Annotated in this window: 16 protein-coding genes and 3 tRNA genes; 5 read left to right on the top strand and 14 right to left on the bottom strand. The window is 69.5% G+C overall.

The annotated features are described in order from the left end of the window. Positions 1–16: 16 nt before the first annotated feature. The 5 genes from AC4BEG_RS23835 to AC4BEG_RS23815 form a co-directional block, all read right to left on the bottom strand. Positions 17–919 carry a ParB N-terminal domain-containing protein gene (locus AC4BEG_RS23835; protein WP_490701780.1) on the bottom strand — a complete coding sequence of 301 codons (903 nt, stop codon included), beginning with the start codon at positions 917–919 and terminating at the stop codon, positions 17–19. A gap of 2 nt (positions 920–921) precedes the next feature. Continuing rightward, positions 922–2,262, bottom strand: a complete 1,341-nt coding sequence (locus AC4BEG_RS23830) for a putative antirestriction adenine methyltransferase (RefSeq protein WP_490701779.1) — start codon at positions 2,260–2,262, stop codon at positions 922–924. Positions 2,263–2,394: 132 nt separating this feature from the next. Beyond that, complete coding sequence (locus AC4BEG_RS23825; RefSeq protein WP_490701778.1) at positions 2,395–2,805, bottom strand: DUF488 family protein; 411 nt, start codon at positions 2,803–2,805, stop codon at positions 2,395–2,397. A 215-nt stretch (positions 2,806–3,020) separates the two neighbouring features. Next, positions 3,021–3,299 carry a hypothetical protein gene (locus tag AC4BEG_RS23820; RefSeq protein ID WP_490701777.1) on the bottom strand — a complete coding sequence of 93 codons (279 nt, stop codon included), beginning with the start codon at positions 3,297–3,299 and terminating at the stop codon, positions 3,021–3,023. Between the two features lie 277 nt (positions 3,300–3,576). After that, on the bottom strand, positions 3,577–4,710 hold the full coding sequence (locus tag AC4BEG_RS23815; protein ID WP_490701776.1) for a ParB/RepB/Spo0J family partition protein: 1,134 nt from the start codon (positions 4,708–4,710) through the stop codon (positions 3,577–3,579). An 888-nt stretch (positions 4,711–5,598) separates the two neighbouring features. On the opposite strand from AC4BEG_RS23815, the gene AC4BEG_RS23810 reads away from it, so the two are divergent. Further along, positions 5,599–6,141 carry a hypothetical protein gene (locus AC4BEG_RS23810; RefSeq protein WP_490701775.1) on the top strand — a complete coding sequence of 181 codons (543 nt, stop codon included), beginning with the start codon at positions 5,599–5,601 and terminating at the stop codon, positions 6,139–6,141. 2 nt (positions 6,142–6,143) lie between these two features. After that, a complete protein-coding gene (locus AC4BEG_RS23805; RefSeq protein ID WP_490701774.1) occupies positions 6,144–6,941 on the top strand; it encodes a hypothetical protein in 798 nt (265 codons plus the stop codon). Here the strand turns inward: AC4BEG_RS23805 and AC4BEG_RS23800 are convergent. After that, the gene (locus tag AC4BEG_RS23800; RefSeq protein WP_490701773.1) at positions 6,919–7,902 is read right to left on the bottom strand and encodes a recombinase family protein; all 984 of its coding nucleotides are present in this window, start codon (positions 7,900–7,902) and stop codon (positions 6,919–6,921) included. The genes AC4BEG_RS23805 and AC4BEG_RS23800 overlap by 23 nt on opposite strands. Positions 7,903–8,437: 535 nt before the next feature. Here AC4BEG_RS23800 and AC4BEG_RS23795 point away from each other — a divergent pair. After that, positions 8,438–10,321 (top strand): site-specific integrase, encoded by a 1,884-nt coding sequence (locus AC4BEG_RS23795; RefSeq protein WP_490701772.1) that lies wholly within the window; start codon positions 8,438–8,440, stop codon positions 10,319–10,321. Positions 10,322–10,469: 148 nt separating this feature from the next. Here the strand turns inward: AC4BEG_RS23795 and AC4BEG_RS23790 are convergent. The 3 genes from AC4BEG_RS23790 to AC4BEG_RS23780 form a co-directional block, all read right to left on the bottom strand. Next, positions 10,470–10,546: transfer RNA gene (locus AC4BEG_RS23790), tRNA-Ile, on the bottom strand. A 190-nt stretch (positions 10,547–10,736) separates the two neighbouring features. Beyond that, a tRNA-Asn gene (locus AC4BEG_RS23785) sits at positions 10,737–10,809 on the bottom strand. Positions 10,810–10,814: 5 nt separating this feature from the next. Further along, a tRNA-Asn gene (locus AC4BEG_RS23780) sits at positions 10,815–10,887 on the bottom strand. 226 nt (positions 10,888–11,113) lie between these two features. On the opposite strand from AC4BEG_RS23780, the gene AC4BEG_RS23775 reads away from it, so the two are divergent. Next, complete coding sequence (locus tag AC4BEG_RS23775) at positions 11,114–11,386, top strand: YtxH domain-containing protein (RefSeq protein ID WP_490701771.1); 273 nt, start codon at positions 11,114–11,116, stop codon at positions 11,384–11,386. A gap of 79 nt (positions 11,387–11,465) precedes the next feature. Next, positions 11,466–12,941: an FGGY family carbohydrate kinase gene (locus tag AC4BEG_RS23770; protein WP_490701770.1), complete on the top strand. Its 1,476-nt coding sequence runs from the start codon at positions 11,466–11,468 to the stop codon at positions 12,939–12,941. 244 nt (positions 12,942–13,185) lie between these two features. Here the strand turns inward: AC4BEG_RS23770 and AC4BEG_RS23765 are convergent, their stop codons facing one another. The 5 genes from AC4BEG_RS23765 to AC4BEG_RS23745 all read right to left on the bottom strand — a co-directional run bounded on the left by AC4BEG_RS23765 (position 13,186) and on the right by AC4BEG_RS23745 (position 20,868). Continuing rightward, positions 13,186–14,595: an RNA polymerase sigma factor gene (locus tag AC4BEG_RS23765; protein WP_490707170.1), complete on the bottom strand. Its 1,410-nt coding sequence runs from the start codon at positions 14,593–14,595 to the stop codon at positions 13,186–13,188. 247 nt (positions 14,596–14,842) lie between these two features. Continuing rightward, positions 14,843–16,795 carry a DNA primase gene (dnaG, locus tag AC4BEG_RS23760; protein WP_490701769.1) on the bottom strand — a complete coding sequence of 651 codons (1,953 nt, stop codon included), beginning with the start codon at positions 16,793–16,795 and terminating at the stop codon, positions 14,843–14,845. 109 nt (positions 16,796–16,904) lie between these two features. After that, on the bottom strand, positions 16,905–18,200 hold the full coding sequence (locus AC4BEG_RS23755) for an NAD(P)/FAD-dependent oxidoreductase (RefSeq protein WP_490701768.1): 1,296 nt from the start codon (positions 18,198–18,200) through the stop codon (positions 16,905–16,907). Positions 18,201–18,643: 443 nt separating this feature from the next. Further along, entirely contained in the window at positions 18,644–20,047 is a 1,404-nt protein-coding gene (locus AC4BEG_RS23750; RefSeq protein WP_490701767.1) for a deoxyguanosinetriphosphate triphosphohydrolase, read from the bottom strand. Then, the gene (locus AC4BEG_RS23745; RefSeq protein ID WP_490701766.1) at positions 20,044–20,868 is read right to left on the bottom strand and encodes a sirohydrochlorin chelatase; all 825 of its coding nucleotides are present in this window, start codon (positions 20,866–20,868) and stop codon (positions 20,044–20,046) included. Before AC4BEG_RS23745 ends, AC4BEG_RS23750 begins: the two co-directional genes overlap by 4 nt. Positions 20,869–20,934: the final 66 nt, after the last annotated feature.

Below are 20,934 nucleotides of genomic sequence, written 5' to 3'. Positions count from 1 at the left end.
CTGGCCAACAGCCGGTCTAGTGCTCCCGCGCAGCGAGGATGTCCAGCACACGCCACGGCTCGGACTCCGGCACGCTGCCGTCCCGCACGAGCCGGTCAATCGCAGCGCGCACGATGGCCGCTGTCTCCACGGGGATCTCTCGCACGCCAAAGACCGTCTCCAACGGAGCAGTACCGGCCCGATGCGCCTCACCGCTCTCCGTGTCGAACCATCCCTTGGCCAGCTCGCCCAGATGCCGCTCGAAGACCGCGAGGATCACGCCCAGGGCTGTCGCGCTGTTGCCGATCTTGTATGCGGCCCGTGAGGTTTCCAGCGCGTCGAGCACCGGCTCGTACTGCTCCAGTCCAGCCACCCACCGCTGGTCCGCCGAGGCCGTAGACCGCGCAGCATCGAACGCGGCTTCCGCCCGCTCCAGCTCGTCGGGCAGGAACATCAGCTGCACCGACGCGAAGTCGAGGTTCGCCTCGCCCAGGCTGCTCACGTCCACCTTCTCCAGCAGGTCCAGAGCCTTGTCATCCAGCCCCGTGTACTGCCGCCACTCCACGCTCTCCAGCTCGTCGTACAGCTCCTTGAGGATCGCCGGATCGTCCTGCCCCGCGATCGCGTTGTGGCTCAGCTGGAGCGCGATCTGCCGCTGGCGGGGGAGCGGCTCGTCTATCTGCATCCACCAGATCCGCTCCAGGCCGGCCTCGATCGCCGCCAAGGTGCGGTGGTTCCCCGACAGCACGACCAGCCGCCCATTCTCGGTGTCGTTCCACACCAGCGGCGTCGAGGTCAGGCATCCGTCCCGCTTGATGTTCGCCATCAGCTGCCGGAACTGCTCGTGCGGCAGGAACCGGGCGTTCACATCCAGCAGCGTCAGCGTGCGCGGGTCGCCCTCCACCATCTGCGGCGGTGCAAGCTGCGTGGACTCCTCCATGATCAGACTCCCGTCTGCGTCGTCGTGGTTCGGGCGCCCCACCGCTTCGCCCACTTCCCAAGGGCCTCGGCGAGCGTCTGCTCACCCATCGCCCCCTGGTACTGGAGCTGGAACTTCCAGCCGTCCTCGTTCGACGGGCCGCGCTTGGTCAGCCGCAGCAGCCCGCGGTACTTCATCGACACCGGGTTGTTGCTGAACGCCGTCGTGGACACCGCCCGGATGCGGCGCGAGAACGCCCGCTGGCACAGCAGCCGGGCCTCCGCGCTGGTGGCCACGAGCACGATCAGCTTCGACAACCGCGGGTAGTCCGTCGGCGCGACCGCGAAGTCCGACAGCAAGTACGCCTCATCCGGGGTATAGCTGCTCGGCGCCATGGCGAAGACCCCGAGGATCCTGCCTGTGCCGTCCTTGACCGCGACAGCGAGGTTTGCCGCGCCCGGCGCGATGCGCGGGTTCAGGTACCGCGAGCGCAGCGCGTTGAACTGGCCCGGCTTCAGCAGCGACAGCGACAGCGGACCTGCCAGCTCCTCCCCGATCCGCAGCCGGGGAGCCTTGACCGGCTTGATCGGTTGACGCGGCGAGACGATGCGCGTCGGCGCCTCACTGGCGTACACGTAGAAGGGAGCGGCACGCGGCGTCGCCTTGATCACGCCGCGCAGGTACCGGTGCAGCTCGGGCACATCGTGGTTGGAGGCCGTCAGCCAGTACGGCCGGTCCGTGATCGCGCCGAGCACGCTGACCACGTCGTCGTCGGACAGCGGCTCGTACTCGGGAGCGTCCCAGGTGAAGTGGGTCTCCAGCGGCTCGTACAGCTTCTCGTAGCCGCCGCCGTAGAAGGGAGGGAAGGAGCACACTGGGGCGTCACCTGGGACCTTCTGGAGCCAGGAGCGCACGTCCTCCACCTCGTACGACGCCAGTTCGACATCCGAGCCGGACAGCCGCTCCACGGTCTCCGCGTGCTTGGCCTTCCACTGCTCCCGGTAGGAGCGGACCACCCGCTCGTGCCACAGCCCCTCGCGGCCGACGCTGCCGAGGAACCGAGTGCCCAGCATCATCGTGGCGACGGTGCCGACCCCGTCGTCCAGGGAGTCAGCGAGCCAGTGCAGTTCGTCGTGGCTCTCCTCGCGGAGCTGGATGCCGACCGGCTGCCGGGTGAGCCACCGGCCGATGGCGGTGGTGTAGATGGACACGTCCGAGGAGTGGAGGGCGAAGCCCATGCCGGCGAGGGACCGTTCGATGGTGAAGTTGCCGCAGCACGGGACGTACACCGCGCCGCGCGGCCAGCTGCTGGCGGTCTCCCGCACGATGGAGCGCATGGGGCCCGGGATGGTGCCCTGGAACATCTCTCGCCTCCTGCACAAACGGCAACGCCCGGCCTGGCGGGTGCCGGGCCGGGCGCTGCGCTGGAACCTAACACAAGGAGCGCACAGCCCCTTGAAATCATGTCACCTATCTCTGTGCTGCGGATCCGGCAGTCACATCAAGGTTCCCTGCTCGTACTGGTCGGCCAGTGGCGAGAGCTCCCGCACCTCGTCGCCGGTGGTGTCCTTCCACCAGGAGGCGAAGGTCCTCCGATGGCACCACTGCTGAGGGTCAGACAGGTCTTCGAAGCAGAGCAGGACCAGTCGGTGATCCTTCTCCGCTTCCGCGATCTCCCGCAGCCGCTGGGCGATCCGCACAGGACCGAGCTGGTCGAGGTCTGCCCGATAGGCGGCGGTGAACTCCGCCAGCGGCTTGGAGAAGTACTCCCGGCGTGGTGCGAGCTCCCGTACCGCGCAGGTGAGCGGATACGGGAGCTTGAAGCGGGGAGCACCCAGGGTGATGCGCACCGGCACTCCTTGCGCGGGCTGGAATGCCTGGTAGCGGTTGGTGAACAGGGTTAGCACGCAGATGCTTCCTTTCGTGCTGCTCACGGGCCGGACACGCGGGCAGCTCCGCCGGTCCCGGGTTGGATGGGTGCCGCTCGCTCGGGAGCCCGCGAGTTCCGAGCGGCACCGGCCCGCAGGGACACTTCCCCTGCGGGCCCGGCTCGAGCCAGTACTGAAGCCCTGAGGCCGAAGCCTCCGGTCCGGCCGAGGAGCCCGGCCGGACCGGATAGGTCCTAGTCCTCGGGGCCAGCCTTCCGAATAGTCGGTGCTGCCACCTGGACGATGACGTCGAAGGAGACCTGACGCCCTTCTCGCTCCGTCTGCACCCGCAGGACCCGGTTGGTTTCGTTCGCGTACCGGGAGGCCGTAAGCTCTTCGACCTGGCGGACGAACTCTGAGGCCGGACCCGATGTCACCCCTTCCTCTGCCAGGAGGTTCCCGAGGAAGCCGACGAATACCTTGATGTCGGGGTGCTCCGAAGCCATTTCCCAGTCCAGTTTCTCAGGATTCATGTTTCCTTGAGTTTCCAGAGAACCCATTTTCATACCCTCTTTTGAGTTGAGAAGACCACTATTTTCCGAGTGCTTCTTACATTCTTAATCCTAATTGAATTCCGAACCCCATAAAAGGGTTGCCGACAATTAATTGCCCGAACCATCCCGGAGTCATTTCGCGTCACCGGGCGTTCACGGGAAAGGTGAAGGTGCGGCCGGATACCCGACCGCACCCATTGCCCTGCCAGAGGAAGAAGCGAGGGGGCCCGGCCCGCGCCGAGCCCCCTCGTCCGCCTTACTTCGTCGCAGTGGACTCCGCCTTCTTGGCCGCCGCGCCCCCGGCCTTGGGCTCAGCCTTCTTGGCGGGAGCCTTGCGGGCCGCCGACTTCGCAGCAACCGTCGTCCGGGCAGTTGGCTTCGGGGCCGCCTTCTTCGCTGCCGACGCGGGCTTCTTCGCCTGCTCCGGCTCGGGCTTCTCGACCTTGGCCGCCTCCTCCTTCTTCGCGGCACCCTCCCGCTGGACCTCGACCGCAGCCCGGTTGAAAGCCTCTTCCCGTGCCCGCTGGATGCCCTGCGCCTTGCTCAGCAGGTTCCGCACCATCTGCACCTTGGAGTAGAGCCGACCGACGACCCGGATGTGCCGGTCCAGGTCGTCGCCAAGGATGATCGCCAGGTCTTCGGGCTTCTTCTCGGCCAGCTCCTCCAACAGCGGGATCAGGACCTCCTCGGCCTTGCCCAGCCCGTCCTTCGCCTTGGCCTTGGCCTTCTTCCGGCTGTCCTGCTCCTCGGCCGTCGGGGCCTTCTCGTCAGTGAGCGACGTCTGCTGCTCCATCATCTTGAGCCCGTTGGCGAAGTGCTGCGCCTCGGCCTCGCTGTCGAAGTCGCCGCGCACGTACCGCATGGCCGCGACCATCTGGTTGGCCGGGTTCAACTGGGCGATGTGCCAGGCCAGATTGTTCTTGATCTGGCCCTTGTCGACCATCTCGGCGACCTCGGGGCGCAGGGTGAGCAGGCCCAGCCGCCAGGTGATGTGGGTCTCCGACTTGCCGAACCGCTTGGCGATCCTGATTGGCGTCCAGCCAGCGGCCTTGAGGTCGGCGTAGGCACCGGCCTCTTCCATGATCGTCATGTCCGACCGGTTGACGTTCTCGGCGATGCTGAGAACGTACGCCTCCTCGTCGCTGACGTTCTCGATGACCTTAGACGGGACGACCTCCAGGCCGGCCGCCTTGCAGGCCCGCCACCGGCGCTCACCCGCGATCAGCAGGTAGGGCGCCTCGGCTCCCTCGACCGGGCGGACGACGATCGGCTGGAGAAGGCCGTTCTCCTCGATGCTGACCTTCAGTTCCTCGTGTGCGGCCTCGTCGAAGAACTTGCGGGGCTGGTCGGGGTTGGGGGCGATCTCTTCAATCTTGAGGTTCGTGAACATTTCTCCCGCGCCTTCCTTAATTCCGAGGGAAAACTCCTTTGTTGTTTTCCCTTTGTTCTTACACTTATATCTTAATCGCATACACCGCTAAAGCAAGTAGGAATTTCTTTTTGATTTCCGAATTCCAGTTCCGGAATTCCCGAAATTGCAGTCGCTCCACCCAGCCGACGCAGGGGAGGGGAAGTCGGGGAGTCGGGGAGTCGCGCTGCGCCAGATGTGAGGCGAGCCCGCCGCGATCTCACGACCGCGACGGGCTCCACTCCCATCACTCACCCCGGCGGCCGCGCTGTACGGCCAGCTCCTCGCGGGCGGGGCGCGGGGGGTCGGCCACCCGCGAGGAGCAGGGAAGGGCGCCGCATGTGCGACGCTGCCGGTGCGGGCCCTGCTGCTTGCCGTGCCCGCCTCGGCATGTCAGAACGTACAACACGACATCAACCATGTCACCTATCTTGAGGGCGCGGAGTGCGGCGTCGCCTGGCCGGCTTAGCGACGGCCGCCCTCTTCCGCGCCTCCATCTGACTCCCCGCCGCGCATGCCAGCCTGCCACTCCAGCACCTTGCGAGCTTCCTGAAGCGCCGCGCCCCCCACTCTCCCCCGAAGCACGCATGGGGGCCGCTCGGCCAACTCCGCGATCCGCCGCTCGTCAACTTCGGACATGCGATTCCTCCCGTGAACGACACATGTGCCGCCTTCACCCGTCCAGCCGTGACTTCCTCGACAGTCCACGCCAACAGCCGGGCAGGGGGTGCCGCTTGGTATCCGCCGCCCCGAGGAAACTGTCCAACAAACCTTATAACCCCTCCGAGCTGCGGGGTATGTTGGACGCGGGACGATCGCTACCGATCAGTCACCGGCGGCGAGCAAATGACACAGGCGGGGATGGGGAACATGACAGACAGCACCGACCGGCGCCAACCGATGACCCTGGCCGCGAAGTTGCTTACCCTCTTGCGCCTGCGCCGCGACCCGGACGGGTTCACCCCGAGCGCCCGGGACGTCTCGCTCGCCACCACACGACCCGGGCAACGCAAGCCCTTGCTGTCGCATGGCCAAGTCAACGGCCTGATGAACGGAACCACCAGCAACCCCACATCAACTACCATCACCGCTCTCGCTCAAGCCCTTGATGCCCCGCCAGCGTTCCTGCTTCCCGGGCAGGAGTGGGACGACCTCACGGCGCTCACCGTGTACTTCCAGCGCCCCGAGGCCCGTGAAGTGCTGCGTTTAATGCAGGGACTTGAGGTGCAGGACATTGTTGAAATCATCACCAACCTCCAGGAGACTCGTGCACGGCGAGGGCTGGCCGAAAACGTCCCCCCCATCCCCTCGCCTCCCCCCGGCGTCGACCAGCCCCGAGAGGGCCGCCCCCGTCGCCGACTGAGTCTGTACGAAGCCGCTCAGAGGGCAGCGGATGACCTGGAAGGACTTTGACCGTGGTCGGCCTCATATTCGGTGCGTGCGCCGTACTCATCGTTATCAGCTCCGCCACCTACCTGGCCGTCTCTTCCCGGCCAGCCCGCCAAGGAGCCTTCTACGTAGCGCGCTACGCACGGATAGCGGCCTTCACCGGCTGCTTCATCAGCGCGTTTACGGCAGTCCCCGCCATCGCGACGGCCACTGATGCCTTCCTCGGCCGCAACGGCATCGCCACCCTCGGCTCCAACCTCGGCGCGGACGTGGTCGCGCTCGGTGTGATGGTCATGAGTGTGAACTGGGCGCAGCAAGACATCGAACTGCGTAAGGCGGTTGTGGGTTGCGTCTTCCTCTTCGGCTGCATCATGACGGTGGTGACCTGGGAGTTTCAGCTCACCGATGTGCCCTCTATGCGGCTTGCCTCCGCCTCCCCCACCGACGGCGCATCGGCTGCATACATGCTCACTCACCTGTGCCCGCTGATCGCCATCACCACTGCACTCGGCCTTCGCTACGCCATGCTGGCAGCAGCTGTCTGGCCAGACCGGCGTGCCGCAGCCGTCGGCCTCGCAGCCACCGCAACGGGAATCTTCATGGGTTGGGCGTACGACATGAGCCGGGCAGGCGCTGTCGTCGCCTACCTGCTCGGGCACCCCTGGCCGACGGTGGAAGCGTACGTTGTGCCCGTAACGGGGGCGCTATGCACACTCTTCGTCGCACTCGGGCTCACCCTGCCCACCATCGGGCGCCAGGTCATCATCCCGCTGCGCCAAGAGGAAACGCAGGCAAGGTGGTTCAGGTTGCCTTCTCGCCCGTGACCGAAGGTTGTACGCCCCACTGACGCCACCGCAGAGACACCCGGTCCGCGTCCACGGTGCGAGAACCCCTGGACGCGGCCGGGTACACAGCTACCTGCTCCAGCATGAGGATCAAAACACCCCTCTTCGCCTTCATCGGCGCGTGCTTCCACCAGCGCACGAGATCAGGGATGTCACCCACCGGCACGTGCTTGACCTGCTCCAGGAACCGGGCCTTCACCTCGCCCTCGCTGATCAACTGCTTCAGCTCCTGGTCGGCCGACCTAAACGCCTTGAGTGACATGTCCGGCAGGCGCGCGTAGTCCACTCCCAGCTTCTTCTGCCGACGCCGCGCAGCAGCTGCCTCGCTGCGCAGTTGAGCAGCCTCTGCCAGCAGTTCATCGCGCGCCTGCCCGATCAACGTGCTGACCTCCGGCTTGGCCAACTCCGCCAGCACATGTTCAGCCACATACGTCTCCAGCAGGTCGGCGTTGATGCGAACCTTGGCGCACCCGCCCGGACGGTGCGCCGTGCTCGGCATGCACCGGTAGCCGCGACTGCCAGCGTTCGAGGGAGAAGAACCGAGCGGGCACCCGCACAGGCCACACACGCCAGTCGCACCGGAAATCAAGTACTCGCGCTGCTCGGCCCGCTTCATCTCGGGATCCCGCGCCCGGCGCATGGCCCGGATAGCGACGAAGTCCTCCCGAGGGATGATCGCGGGCCCGCCCGTCTCGTAAAGGTTGCCGTCCTCGTCCTCCGCCAAGCCAGCGATGGCCGGGTGATCGAGCACGTTAGCCAGGCCATCCGGCCGCCACAGACCACCGCGCGTCGTGCGATACCCCAGCTCGTTCACCCACTCGGTGATGGCGTTCATGCTCTGCTTGAGCAACCGCCGGGAGGCTGCAAGACGGATACCCTCCGCCTCACTTTCAACCACCCGCCGGTACGCCATGTCCTCAAAGCCAAACAGCCGCGGCATCCGCTGGTCTCCTCACCCCTCGGAACCGACCCCCTTACACGACTAACCCTATCCGAGATAGGTCACATCGTTAGAAAACATCCGGACACCTTAAAGTCGCACACGGCCTGCATTGATCACGTACCGATCCCCCCCGCTCTCCCGCCGCGGCTCGACACCGAGGACCTTCCACAGCTCCACCGTAGGCACACGGACCGTGCCACCCAGCGGGAGCGTTCGCACAGGAAAGATCCCATTGCGGATCAGCTCATACGCCTTGTCTCGGCCAATGCCGAGAGCCCGTCCGGCAGTTGTCACATTGACCGTGGCCGGAAGAGCCAGCAGCTCCTCCAGACCCATCGCTCCGGCCGAAGCCTGTACGCCCGCTTCCTGAGCAGCCATGTCGTTGGTCGCCTTCTCCCCCGCGCCAACTTGAAACTGACTTTACAGCAGTGTCCGACACCCCCAGCAAGATCGAAAGAGATCACGCCAGACACGTACGGAAACGTACGCACAACCACGACCGGCCGCGCGCCAGTCGACAGCAGGGGGTCGGATGTTCTCGCCAAGCTACTACCGGCGATGCCAGTGCAAGGGGCCGCTCAAGGACCAGGAGGGCAACCCTCTCCTGGACGCCGATGGCAACCCCAAGATCGGATCCATCGGCACCACGTGCCCGAAGCTAGGCCCGAAGCATGGAACCTGGGCGTTCTACTTCGAGCTCGAACCCGGCGAAGGGGGGCACCGCCAGCGGGCACGCCGCGGCGGCTTCGCTACCAAGGACGACGCCAAGAAGAAGGCCAAGGAACTCTACGACGCCGCCAGCGCCGGCACCGATGTGCTGACCGATGAGAAGTGCGGCGACTTCTTCCTCCGGTGGATCAAGACAAAAAAGTCCCTGGCCCGCACCACCCGCCATGGCTACCTGGAGCACATCAACAACTACCTGCTTCCGCACCTGGGGCACATCAAACGACGGGACCTCAAGGTCCGCCACCTCGACAAGATGTACGACGCGATCGAGAAGGAGAACTCCGAGAAGGTGCTCCATCGCCTCCGCGTCGACCAGCTGGAGAAGGACCGCGACGACGCACACCGAGCCTGGGTGCGGGCGGCTGGGAAGAAGGAGGAGCGCCGTGCAGCCCGCCGCGTGTTCCTCGACGCGAACGCGGCACTTCGCGAGGGCAAGAAGGGGCTACGGAAGATCACCTCCGCCGCCACCATGCACCGCATCAACGACACCCTCAGCTCGGCGCTCTCCTGGGGCATCAAGCGCGAGCAGGCGTTCGCCAAGAACTGGGCACAGCTCGTGGAGCTGCCGCCGGCCACCCGGCCAAAGCCCCTCGTCTGGACACCCGAGCGAGTTGAGCACTGGAAGCACACCGGCGAGCGGCCCGGCCCGGTCATGGTCTGGACGCCGCAGCTGACCGGCGCGTTCCTGGACTTCGTCAAGGACGACTGGCTCTACGAGCTGTGGCACTCGTTCATCTTCCTCGGCCCCCGCCGCGGCGAGATGGCCGCGCTGCCCTGGACGGAGGTCAGCATCGATGCCCTCTGGATGCGGATCTCCCAGCAGATCGTAGAGGTCGCCTACGAGCTGTACGGCGAAGCGCCGAAGGCCGACAGCGTCCGCACCCTGTCCCTGAGCCTGGAGTCCGGTGACAACCTGGCCAGCTTCCGCGCGAAGCAGGAGCAGAAGCGCCAGGAGTGGGGAGACGCCTACGTCGAGACCGGCCGAGTGTGGACGCACGAGAACGGTGAGGCGCTGCACCCCGACTGGATCTCCCGCCGCTTCACCCGCCTCGTGGAGCTGTCCGGCCTGCCGCCAGTCCGCCTGCACGACCTGCGGCACCTCGCGGCCACCCTGTCCCTGCTCGCCGGTACCGACATCAAGGTGGTCCAGGAGAAGCTGGGGCACTCCTCGCGCCAGATCACCTCCGACACCTACACCAGCGTGCTGCCCGAGATGATGCGGGCCGAGGCCGAATCGGTCATGTCTGTAGTCCCCCGCGACGTCCCGTTCAAAGTGCGCTCCCCGCTGGAGATCCCCGAGACGGCCTGGCATAACGACATCGCCGTATTCTTCGCTCACGGCGCACGGCAGTCAGGTGGCACCTGGGCTGTTGGAGCACAGGTCCAGCCCGACTCCGATCTCCTCGGCGTGATCACCCTCACCGGCCGGGGCCAGGACGACGCCGCCAACGCGGCCGTGAAGTGGATACGCGACCATTGCACCGCCAACGATCTGGAACTGGTCCGGGTGGAGAACTTCAACGACCAGTACCCGCATGAGCAGCGGGCGTACTTCTCGCTCACGCGCTTCACGATCGCCCGCGCCGAGGCCCAGAGTCTGGACGGATGGGCACTGCCGACGGGCTTGCCGCCCGCAGCGGCCCGGAGCACCCGCCGGGCTCGGAACGGTCGCCAGAAGGCAGCCTGAAGGCCCCTGTGCACACTGCACCGGCCCCGTGTCCACTACGCGTCCACTGGATCTTGGTCTGAACGGATGAACGGGGGGCGCCACGCTGGTGTGGCGCCCCCCGTTCTCACGTTTGCGCAGGTAGAAACGATCCGGCCGACCGCTTCCATGGTGGGGCGGGTGGGACTCGAACCCACGGCCGACGGATTATGAGTCCGCTGCTCTAACCGGCTGAGCTACCGCCCCGTAACGGCGCGTCGTCCACACGTGTGCGCGCCGTCTGCCGCAGCATAGCCGCTCATACGATCTGCTGCTTCGGCGGGCTGATGTTGAACGCCCCGGCGGCTCGATCATGGCTGGATCTCGACGTAGCGCCGTCCGGCCCATCGACGCACCGACATGAAAAAGGACCCCCTCAGGGGCCCTCTCCCGTCTGCTCCCCCGACTGGACTCGAACCAGTAACCCTCCGGTTAACAGCCGAATGCTCTGCCAATTGAGCTACAGGGGACTGCGCTCCCCCGACTGGACTCGAACCAGTAACCTGCCGGTTAACAGCCGGCTGCTCTGCCAATTGAGCTACAGGGGATTGCTCCGTGTGCCTCGCCCGCACCCCCGTCCGGGGTTCCCGGAGGGCGTGCGTTCGCTGCGACACATACATTAGCGCAAGCAGGGGGGTGCTCCGCCAATCGGTATCCCCGCGGAAGCCCGCCGGATGATCTGTCGCCGAGCCGTGGGTGATCTGCGGCACGGGCGGGTAGGCGAGCGGCACGACCCCGGGGTCCGAGGCGAAGGACAACCAGAAGGGCAGGTCGATGCGCTACCGGCTGACGTTCATCACCGGGCTGGCTGTTGGTTACGTACTGGGAACGCGGGCCGGCCGCGAGCGGTACGAGCAGCTGCGCAGCTGCGCGCGGCAGTTCGCACAGAACCCTGCCGTCCGCAACACCGCCGAATCGGCCGCGCACGGCGGGCGCCAGGCCGCCGCCAAGGCGCTCGGCAAGGTGCGCCCGCTCTGTCAGCGGATCGGCGGGCAGCGTGCGGAGCGCGTCATGGAGGAGGACGACTGGGGCACCAGCAACACCTAGGCCCACCTAGGCCCTGTCCGGTGGGCGCGCTACGACCCACCGGACAGGGCCCAGCTCCCGCGGTGGCATCATCTGGTCCATGGGGATAGTCGCCGGGTTGGACAGTTCGTCCGACAGCACACGAATCGTCGTCTGTGACACGGATACGGGAGCCGTACTCAAGCAGGGGTATGCCCCGCATCCAGCTCTCGGAGGCGGCGACGGCTCCCCGCATGACGTGGACCCGCAGTCCTGGCTGCTCTCCCTCGGCGAGGCCGCCGAGGGCGGGCTGCTGGAAGGGGTGCAGGCCATCGGCGTCTCGGCGCAGCAGCACGGACTGCTCGCGCTGGACTCGGGCGGGGCGCTGGTACGCCCCGCGCTGGTGGGCAACGACAAGCGCGCACAGGCCGCGGCCGCCGACGTCGTCGAGGCGCTCGGCGGCCGCACCGCGTGGGCCCATGCCGTCGGCGCGGTGCCGACCTCGACCCAGTCGGTCGCCAAGCTGCGCTGGCTGACCCGCACCGAGCCGGACGCGGCGCACCGCGTCGCCGAGCTGATGCAGCCGCACGACTGGCTGGTGTGGCAGCTGCTCGGACGGCCCCACCGGCGTACGACCGACCGGGGCACGGCGTCCGGCACCGGCTACTGGTCGGCCGCCACCGGCTCCTGGCGCCCCGATCTCATCGAGCTGGCGCTCGGCCATCAGGTGCGGCTGCCCGAGGTGATCGGCCCGGCCGACGCAGCGGGGCAGACCCCCGAGGGGCTGCTGATCTCCGCCGGGACCGGCGAGACCATGGCCGCGGCCTTCGGGCTCGGCGTCGGCGTCGGCGACGCGGTGATCTCGCTCGGGGCCTCCGGTTCGGTCTTCTCCGTCCACCACGAGGCGCTGGCCGACCCGACCGGCACGATCCTGTCGTACGCGGACGCCACCGGGATGCATCTGCCGGTCGTGCACACGCTCAACGCGGTACGGGTGCTGCGCGGCACCGCCGAGCTGCTCGGCACCGATCTGGAGGGGCTGTCCGCGCTCGCGCTGAAGTCCACACCCGGTTCGTACGGGCTGGTGCTGCTGCCCTATCTGGAGGGCGAGCGCACCCCCCACCTGCCGCACACCGCCGGCACGCTCACCGGGCTGCGGCGCGAGTCGATGAAGCCCGAGCATCTGGCGCGCGCCGCCTTCGAGGGGATGGTGTGCGGGCTCGCGGACGCGCTGGACGTGTTGCGCGGCCGCGGCGTCCAGGTGCGGCGGGTCTTCCTGCTCGGGCCCGCGGCCGACCTCCAGGCCGTACGCGCCATCGCGCCCGCGCTGCTGGGCGCGCAGGTGGTGGTGCCCCAGCCCGCGGACTACGCCGCCATCGGCGCCGCCCGGCAGGCCGCCTGGGCGCTCGGCGCCGCGCACGGCACCCTGTCGCCGCACGAGCCGCCCCGGTGGCCCGCGGCGGCCAGCCAGGTCTTCGAAGCGGGCGAGGAACTGGCCGTGGGGCAGGCCGTACGGCAGCAGTACGTGGCGGTGCGCGAGCAGACGCATCCGGGAGCCTTCGAGGGCGATCCGGGGGCGGCGGCCGCGGGGTACTGACCGGGGCCGGAGCCGGAGCCACTGGGCCCTGTCCTGCCGATCTTCGCGGGCCCGCGACGCCTGGCACCGCGCCTCGCCGCGTTGTCGGGATCGTCCGAGTACGCCCAGTACGAGGACGACCCTCCTGCGATCCTCCCCCAGCTACCGCTGGGAGGTGCCCCCTCACCAGACACCGCGGGCTGATCCACGAAGATCGACAGGACAGGACAGGACAGGACCTGGCCGGGGCGGGGAGGAGAGGTGTTCAGTCCAGGTAGCCGCGGAGCTGGTCGGCGAAGGCATGGTCGCGGAGCTTGTTGAGCGTCTTCGACTCGATCTGGCGGATCCGCTCCCGCGTCACGCCGAAGATCCGGCCGATCTCCTCCAGCGTCCGCGGGCGGCCGTCCACCAGCCCGTAACGCAGCTGGACGACCTTGCGCTCACGCTCGCCGAGGGTGGAGAGCACGGCCTCCAGATGTTCGCGGAGCAGCAGGAAGGCCGCGGACTCCACCGGGGACGCGGCGTCGCCGTCCTCGATGAGATCGCCGAGAGCGACATCGTCCTCCTCGCCGACCGGCGCGTGCAGGGAGACCGGCTCCTGGGCCAGCCGCAGCACTTCGCCGACCCGCTCCGGGGTGAGGTCGAGCTGCGCCGCGACCTCCTCAGGAGTGGGTTCGTAGCCGCGCTCCTGGAGCATCCGGCGCTGCACCCGGACCACCCGGTTGATCAGCTCGACGACATGCACCGGGACCCGGATGGTCCGGGCCTGGTCGGCCAGGGCGCGGGACATGGCCTGGCGGATCCACCACGTCGCGTACGTCGAGAACTTGTACCCGCGCGCGTAGTCGAACTTCTCGACCGCGCGGATCAGGCCGAGATTGCCCTCCTGGACCAGGTCGAGCATGGTCAGCCCGCGGCCGATGTAGCGCTTGGCGACAGAGACCACGAGGCGGAGGTTGGCCTCGATCAGACGGCGCTTGGCCAACCTGCCCTGGACCACCAACCGGTCCAGGTCCAGGGCGAGTTGGGAGTCGAGGTCGGGGGTGTTGCCGAGCTTCTCCTCGGCGAAGAGGCCCGCCTCCACCCGGCGGGCGAGCTCCACCTCCTCGGCCGCGGAGAGCAGCGGGATACGGCCGATCTCGCGCAGGTACTGGCGGAAGAGGTCGGAGGACGGTCCGCTGGTGTCGAACCGTACGGCGGACGGCGGCTCGGGCAGTGCCGACGGGTCGGGCTCCTCGGACCGGTCAGCCGGTTCCGGTGGCCCCGGCTGGTCCGACGACTCATGGTCCGACGGTTCCGGTCGGCCGGAGGGCTCCTGCTGGTCCGCTTGGTCAACGTGGTCGGCTTGGTCGGCTTGGTCGGCTTGGTCGGCTTGGTCGGCGGGCCCTGACGGGTCGCGACGTCTGCTCCGCTCGGCCCCGTCCGGTGACGCCGTCATGTCCCGTACCCCCTCCGGTCCGGCGTCCGGCGCGCCCGTGGAGTCCGCGGACAGCGGCGGCGCGGCCGGTTCCGCGCCGGGCGTGGGGGCCGACCGGGAATGCGGTGGCGCGGCCGGGGCCGCATCGGTGAGCGTCTGGGTCTGCACGGGGGCGACCTCCAGGGTGATCGCGCTTGAGGCGGCAGAACGATCGGGTACGGCTGCGGCGGCCGCGCCGCCGTCCGTCCCGTACAACATGAGCGGATCTGCGGGGGAATCCGGCACTTGCCGGTCAGCACCGCCGCGCTCCGAGGACTCAGGCACCGCACCCAGTGTGGAGTACGAGACAGGCCCGCCACGAGGGGCGTGCGGGCACTTTTTGCTCAGCGGCCCGTGACCGTCCGACTACCCGGCGACCACACCCACCGTCGCCGGAGCCGACCGTGGGGTTCCACCGGCCCCGGAACGGCCGGAAAAGGCCGGCCGGAAACGGCCTGCGAGGGCCCTACAGCGCCGCCGCGCCCCGGTCGCGCAGGGACTGTCCGTACTGCTGGAGGACCCACAGCTCGTTCTGGACGGCGGCGAGCCGGTCGGGGTCGGCCTGCTGCCCGAGGCGCTGGAGCGCGCCCCGGACCTCCATGACGCGCTGATTGACGGCGGCCAGGCGCACGGCCACCAACTGCACGCCCGCATACGCCTCGTCCGCCTCCCGGCGGGTGTGCAGCGGCTCGACGGCCAGCTCGGTGACCATCGCGCGGACCGTGTCGTCCGGGGCGACGTCCCGGACCCGGGCGAGATAGTCGCCGTCGGCGCCCGTCGCCCCGCCCGCGTCCTCGATGGTGCGGCGCACCGCGGCGTACGGCGGGGCGGTGAACTCGTCGATGCCGTACGCGTCGAAGGCCGGGGAGACCAGCTCGGGGCGCTGGAGTGCCAGCTTGAGCAGCTCGCGCTCGACACGGTGGGCGGGGCTGCGGAGGTTGAGGGCGGGACCGCGCGGCGCCGCCGGGGCGGTCTGCGCCTCCGGGTCGCCCCGATGGCCCTGCGGCCCCCCGTCCCCCCGAGCACCGCCCGGACGGCCGCGCTGATCACCCCGGCCACGACGGTCGCCGCCCGCGCCCCGTCCGCGCTCACGCGCCCAGACGGCCAGCTGCGAGACGCGCCGTACGACGAACTGGGTGTCGAGGATGCCGAGCAGACCCGCGAGATGGACCGCCGACTCGTGCTGGATGGAGCGGTTCTTGATCCCGGCGACGACGGGCGCCGCCTCCTCCAGGGCGGCGGCGCGCCCCACCGCCGTGTCCAGGTTGTGGCGCGCGACGATCTGCCGGATGGCGAACTCGAACAGCTGGGTGCGGCTCTCGACCAGCGCCTTGACGCCGTCGTCGCCCTCCGCGAGCCGCAGCTCGCAGGGGTCCATCCCGCCCGGGGTGATGGCGATGTAGGTCTCGGCGGCGAACTTCTGGTCGTCCTCGAAGGCGCGCAGGGCCGCCTTCTGGCCCGCCGCGTCACCGTCGAAGGTGAAGACCACCTCGGCGCCCGAATTGTCCATCAGCAGCCGGCGCAGGATCTTGATGTGGTCGCCGCCGAAGGAGGTGCCGCAGGTGGCGATGGCGGTGGTCACTCCGGCCAGATGGCAGGCCATGACGTCCGTATAGCCCTCGACGACAACGGCCCGGCTGGTCTTGGCGATGTCCTTCTTGGCGAGGTCGATGCCGTACAGCACCTGGGACTTCTTGTAGAGCGGGGTCTCAGGGGTGTTGAGGTACTTCGGGCCGTTGTCGTCCTCGCGCAGCTTGCGGGCGCCGAAGCCGACGACCTCGCCGGTGATGTCGCGGATCGGCCACATCAGACGGCCGCGGAAGCGGTCGATCGGATTGCGGCGGCTCTCCTGGGCAAGGCCGGAGAGGATGAGCTCCTGGTCGGTGAAGCCGCGCCCGCGCAGAAAGCGGACCAGGTGGTCCCAGCCCGCCGGGCTGTAGCCGACGCCGAAGTGCTGGGCGGCGGCCTGGTCGAAACCGCGCTCGGCGAGGAACTTCCGGCCGATCTCCGCCTCGGGACCGTCCAGCTGCTCGACGTAGAACTGCGCGGCGGCCCGGTGGGCCTCGACCAGGCGGGTGCGCTCGCCCTGCTGACGGCCGGGGGTGTAGCCGCCCTCCTCATAGCGCAGGGTGATGCCCGCCTGGGAGGCCAGCCGCTCGATGGTCTCCGCGAAGGAGAGGTGATCGATCTTCATCACGAAGTCGACCGTGTCGCCGCCTTCCTGGCAGCCGAAGCAGTAATAGAGCCCCTTGCTGGGGCTGACCTGGAAGGAGGGGGACTTCTCGTCGTGGAAGGGGCACAAGCCCTTTAGATTGCCGCCCCCCGCGCTCCGCAGCTGGAGGTACTCGGACACAACGGCGTCGATCGGGACCGCGTCCCGCACCGCCCTTACGTCGTCATCGTTGATCCTGCCTGCCACGCGTGAATTCTACGGCCGGGGTCCGACACGGCTCTGCCGTTCCGTGCCGGACCCGGGATACGGGCGCCGGACCCGGGATACGGGCGGGATACGGGCCCAGGGCCCGGTGTTACGGCATCAGCGAGGCCAGCGGGACGGCCGGGTCGGCCAGCGCCGCCGGGTCCAGCCGGGTACCGCCGCGGATCAGCTCCTGGATGGTCCCGGTGACATCCCACACGTTCACGTTCATGCCCGCCAGCAGACGGCCGTCGTTGAGCCAGAACGCGATGAACTGCCGCTTGCCGACGTCACCGCGGATCAGGACCTGGTCGTACGAGCCGGGCGGGGCGTAGCCGGAGTACTCGAGCCCGACGTCGTACTGGTCGGAGAAGAAGTACGGCACCCGGTCGTACGCGATGTCCTGGCCGAGCATCGCGCGGGCGGCGGCCGGACCGCCGTTGAGCGCGTTGGCCCAGTGCTCCACACGCAGCCGGGCGCCGGGCGGCAGGGCGGCCCGGACCGGGGTGCCCTCGAGGAAGGCGAGCGGGGCGGAGGCGACATCGCCCGCGGCGAAGATGTCCGGGTCGCTGGTGCGCAGCGAGGTGTCGACGGCGACACCGCCGCCCGCCGCGCGGTCCACCATCTCCAGGCCCGCGGCCTCGGCGAGGGCGATGCGCGGGGCGGCGCCGATGGCGGCCAGCACGCTGTGGGCGGGGTGCTCCTCGCCGTCGTCGGTCAGAGCCGCCAGCACCATGCCGTCCTGGCCGGTGATCTCGGTGAGCCGGGCACCGAAGTGGAAGCGGACCCCGTGCTCACTGTGGAGATCGGCGAAGAGGGCGCCCAGCTCGGGGCCGAGGACCGGGTGGAGCGGGGTCGGCTCGGGCTCGACGATGGTGACCTCGGCGCCGTAACCGCGGGCGGCGGCGGCGACCTCCAGGCCGATCCAGCCCGCGCCCGCGATGACCAGCTGGCCGTTGTCACGGCCGAGGGCGGCCAGGACGCCCTTCAGCCGCTCGGCGTGGGCGAGGCGGCGCAGGTGGTGGACACCAGCCAGATCGGTGCCGGGGATGTCGAGGCGGCGCGGCTCGGCGCCGGTGGCGAGCAGCAGGCGGTCGTAGTTGATCCGGGTGCCGTCGCCGAGGGTCACGGCCTTGGCGACGCGGTCCAGCCGCACGGCGGGCTGGCCGAGATGGAGCTCGATATCGGCCTGGGCGTACCAGGCGGGCTCATGGACGAAGACGCTGTCGCGCTCCTGGCTGCCGGTGAGGTAGCCCTTGGACAGCGGTGGCCGCTCATAGGGGTGGTCGCGCTCGTCACAGATCAGGATCACCCGGCCGGTGAAACCCTCCGCTCGAAGGGTTTCCGCGGCTTTCGCCCCGGCCAGACCCCCTCCGACGATGACGAACGTCTGGTGTGCGTCGACCACTTGTCTCCTCCTCGCTGCCGAGCAGTGGCTCTGCCTTTGCCTTACCCCGGGCGCGTCGGCCTGGCGCGTGGGTCCTCGCGTCGTTCTCGTGTCGTTCTGGTGTCGTTCTCGGGTGAGTGTCGCGCGCGACTCGTTTCGTTCTGCCGTGCGTTGTGTGTCGTTCTCTCGTCAGTCTCCCGCCGGTCCGGTGTCGGAGGTCTCTTCTCGGCCCTGTGGCGTCGGTGTCCTCGGTGGTCTCGGTGTCGTCGGTGTCGTTGGCGTTTTCGGCGTCCTCGGCGTCCTCGGCGGGCGGGTCGGTCAGGCCGGCCGGGGCGACCACACCGCGGCCAAGGAGGAGCCTCCCGCACCGCGCGGGCGGCGGGAAGGGCCGGTACGCCCCTGCCGGTCCGTCGGCCGCGGATCCGGCCGTGGAACCGGCGGTCTCATCCGAGGCGCGCCGACCCTCATGGCCGGCGCGCCGACCGGGGCTCGGTGAGCCGGGTGTGCAGGGCGCGGGCCGAGGCGTCGGTCAGTGCGGCGATCTGGTCCACGATCGCGCGCAGCCGCCCGGCGTCGTCCCCGGCCGCGTCGGCCTCGTCGAACAGCGCGCGGAACTGCGGGTCGAGTCCGACCGGGGCGCGCGCGATCAGCGCCTGCCCCAGCTCGGCGATGACCACGCGCTGGTCGGCCCGGACCAGCTCCTGGTCGGCGCGCTGGATGACATAGCGGTCGGCCACCGCCTTGAGCACCGCGCACTCCAGACGGGTGGCGCGGGGCACCACCAGCTCGGCGGCGTAGCGGGTGAACCGGCCGGTGCCGTACGCGGCGCGGGTGGCGCCCTCGGCGGCGAGGCAGAACCGGCCGATGAGCTGGCTGGTGGCGTCCTTCAGTCGGGCCTGGGCGACCGACGAGCCGTCGTACCCGTGTGGCCACCACTCCTGCTCCAGCAGCCGGTCCAGCGCCTCGGCCAGCTCCTGTGGATCGGCGCCCGGTGCGTACCGCTCGGCGGCGACGGCGAACACCTCGCGCCGGTCGGGTTCGGCGAGCAGGCCGGCCGGGTCGAGATGGCCGGCGTGCAGCCCGTCCTCGACATCGTGCACCGAGTACGCCACATCGTCGGACCAGTCCATGACCTGGGCCTCGAAGGTCGTACGGCCGTCGGGGGCACCCTGCCGGAACCAGCGGAAGACCGGGATGTCGTCCTCGTAGACCCCGAACTTCGGGGAGCCGGGGTTCTCGGGGTGGCCACCGCGCGGCCAGGGGTACTTGGTGGCGGCGTCGAGCGCGGCGCGGGTGAGATTGAGACCGACGCTCCGCTGGCCGCCGGTCTCGTTGTCGGGGACGAACCGCTTGGGTTCGAGACGGGCGAGCAGCCGCAGCGACTGCGCGTTTCCCTCGAAGCCGCCGCAAGGTTCGGCGATCTTGTTGAGCACCTGCTCGCCGTTGTGGCCGAAGGGCGGGTGGCCGAGGTCATGGGCGAGACAAGCCATCTCGACCAGATCCGGATCACAGCCGAGGGCGGCCCCCAGCTCCCGCCCCACCTGGGCGCACTCCAGGGAGTGGGTCAGCCGGGTGCGCGGGGTGGCGTCCCAGGCCGGGGCGCGTCCGGCCGGCGCGGGGTCGGCGGCCGGGGCGGCGGGCACGACCTGGGTCTTCCCGGCCAGTCTGCGCAGCGCGGCGGAGTGCAGCACTCGGGCCCGGTCCCGCTGGAAGGCGGTGCGGCCCGGCCGCTTGTCAGGCTCGGGGGCCCATCGCTCGAGGTCCGCCGCCTCATAGCCGGGGATCCGGCCGGCGTCGGCCTCACCGGACCTGCCGGCCCGGGGTGAGGCGTCGGAAGGGTCGGGCTCGGGTCCTCTCGCGCTGCTCATACACCGACGGTAACCGCCCTGTGTGACAAGGGAGCACTCACGAGGGCCTGTTCGTAACGGTGGAGTACAAGCCGGGCGACGGCCGGATGGGCGCCGAGCGGGGCAGCCGCGACCCCGGGCGCGGCGTCCGCGCACTGACCGGCGAAGCGGCCGGGCGCGGTGAAGTAGGAGGCCACCGCCACCCGCTCCCGGCCGAGGGCGGCCAGGGTGCGCAGCGCGTCGGGCACGCTGGGCCCGGCGCCGGAGGCATGGCCCGGCAGCACGGGGATGCCGCCGAGCCGGGCGCTGAGGAGGGCGGCGGTACGGGCGGTGTCGATACCCGCGTCGGGGTCGTTGGAGCCCGCGGCGGCCAGTACGACACCCGTTGCCGCCGGGGACGGGGCTGCGCCGCGGGCCGCGGGCCGCCAGCCCGCTTCGGCCAGGCGGGTGTGCAGGGCCTCGGCGAGCAGCGGATGCGGGCCCAGCGGGGCGGCGATCCGGGCGGAGAGGTGGGGCGCGGCGGCGACGGCGGCCGGGATGTCCTGCTTGATGTGGTAGCCGCGGCCCAGGAGCAGCGGCACCAGGACGACGTCCCCGCGCAGCCCGGCGAGGGTGTCGGTCAGCAGCGGCTGGTTCAGCTCGAGATGGCCGAGACGTACCGGCACCTCGGGCCGGAGCGCCCGGACCCGGGCCAGGAGCGCGGTCACGGTGCGCAGCGCCTCGGGGTTCCGGCTGCCGTGGGCGACGGCGACCAGGGTCGGCGGGGGCGGGGCGGGGCACCGCCCCGTGAGCCGCCCTCTGCGGCTGAGTTGGGTGTGGAGCTGTGCGGTGATCTGGGTCATGAGCTGCGCCGTGCTGTTGAAGTCGTGGGGGCCGGTGGGGCCGGTGGCACCCGTGGGACCGGGAGG

The organism is Streptomyces sp. JLBJ103 (assembly GCF_058215575.1).
Note: the sequence above shows the minus strand (reverse complement) of the source record. Positions and strands in the feature narration are given on the sequence as shown.

What these genes read in the sequence shown, in the direction of transcription:
- AC4BEG_RS23745 (WP_490701766.1), bottom strand. Translation starts at nt 20,868, where the DNA reads ATGACCCAGATCACCGCACAGCTCCACACCCAACTCAGCCGCAGAGGG.
- AC4BEG_RS23815 (WP_490701776.1), bottom strand. Translation starts at nt 4,710, where the DNA reads ATGTTCACGAACCTCAAGATTGAAGAGATCGCCCCCAACCCCGACCAG.
- AC4BEG_RS23820 (WP_490701777.1), bottom strand. Translation starts at nt 3,299, where the DNA reads ATGAATCCTGAGAAACTGGACTGGGAAATGGCTTCGGAGCACCCCGAC.
- AC4BEG_RS23830 (WP_490701779.1), bottom strand. Translation starts at nt 2,262, where the DNA reads ATGTTCCAGGGCACCATCCCGGGCCCCATGCGCTCCATCGTGCGGGAG.
- AC4BEG_RS23750 (WP_490701767.1), bottom strand. Translation starts at nt 20,047, where the DNA reads ATGAGCAGCGCGAGAGGACCCGAGCCCGACCCTTCCGACGCCTCACCC.
- AC4BEG_RS23765 (WP_490707170.1), bottom strand. Translation starts at nt 14,595, where the DNA reads ATGTTGTACGGGACGGACGGCGGCGCGGCCGCCGCAGCCGTACCCGAT.
- AC4BEG_RS23835 (WP_490701780.1), bottom strand. Translation starts at nt 919, where the DNA reads ATGGAGGAGTCCACGCAGCTTGCACCGCCGCAGATGGTGGAGGGCGAC.
- AC4BEG_RS23795 (WP_490701772.1), top strand. Translation starts at nt 8,438, where the DNA reads ATGTTCTCGCCAAGCTACTACCGGCGATGCCAGTGCAAGGGGCCGCTC.
- AC4BEG_RS23775 (WP_490701771.1), top strand. Translation starts at nt 11,114, where the DNA reads ATGCGCTACCGGCTGACGTTCATCACCGGGCTGGCTGTTGGTTACGTA.
- AC4BEG_RS23770 (WP_490701770.1), top strand. Translation starts at nt 11,466, where the DNA reads ATGGGGATAGTCGCCGGGTTGGACAGTTCGTCCGACAGCACACGAATC.
- AC4BEG_RS23800 (WP_490701773.1), bottom strand. Translation starts at nt 7,902, where the DNA reads ATGCCGCGGCTGTTTGGCTTTGAGGACATGGCGTACCGGCGGGTGGTT.
- AC4BEG_RS23810 (WP_490701775.1), top strand. Translation starts at nt 5,599, where the DNA reads ATGACAGACAGCACCGACCGGCGCCAACCGATGACCCTGGCCGCGAAG.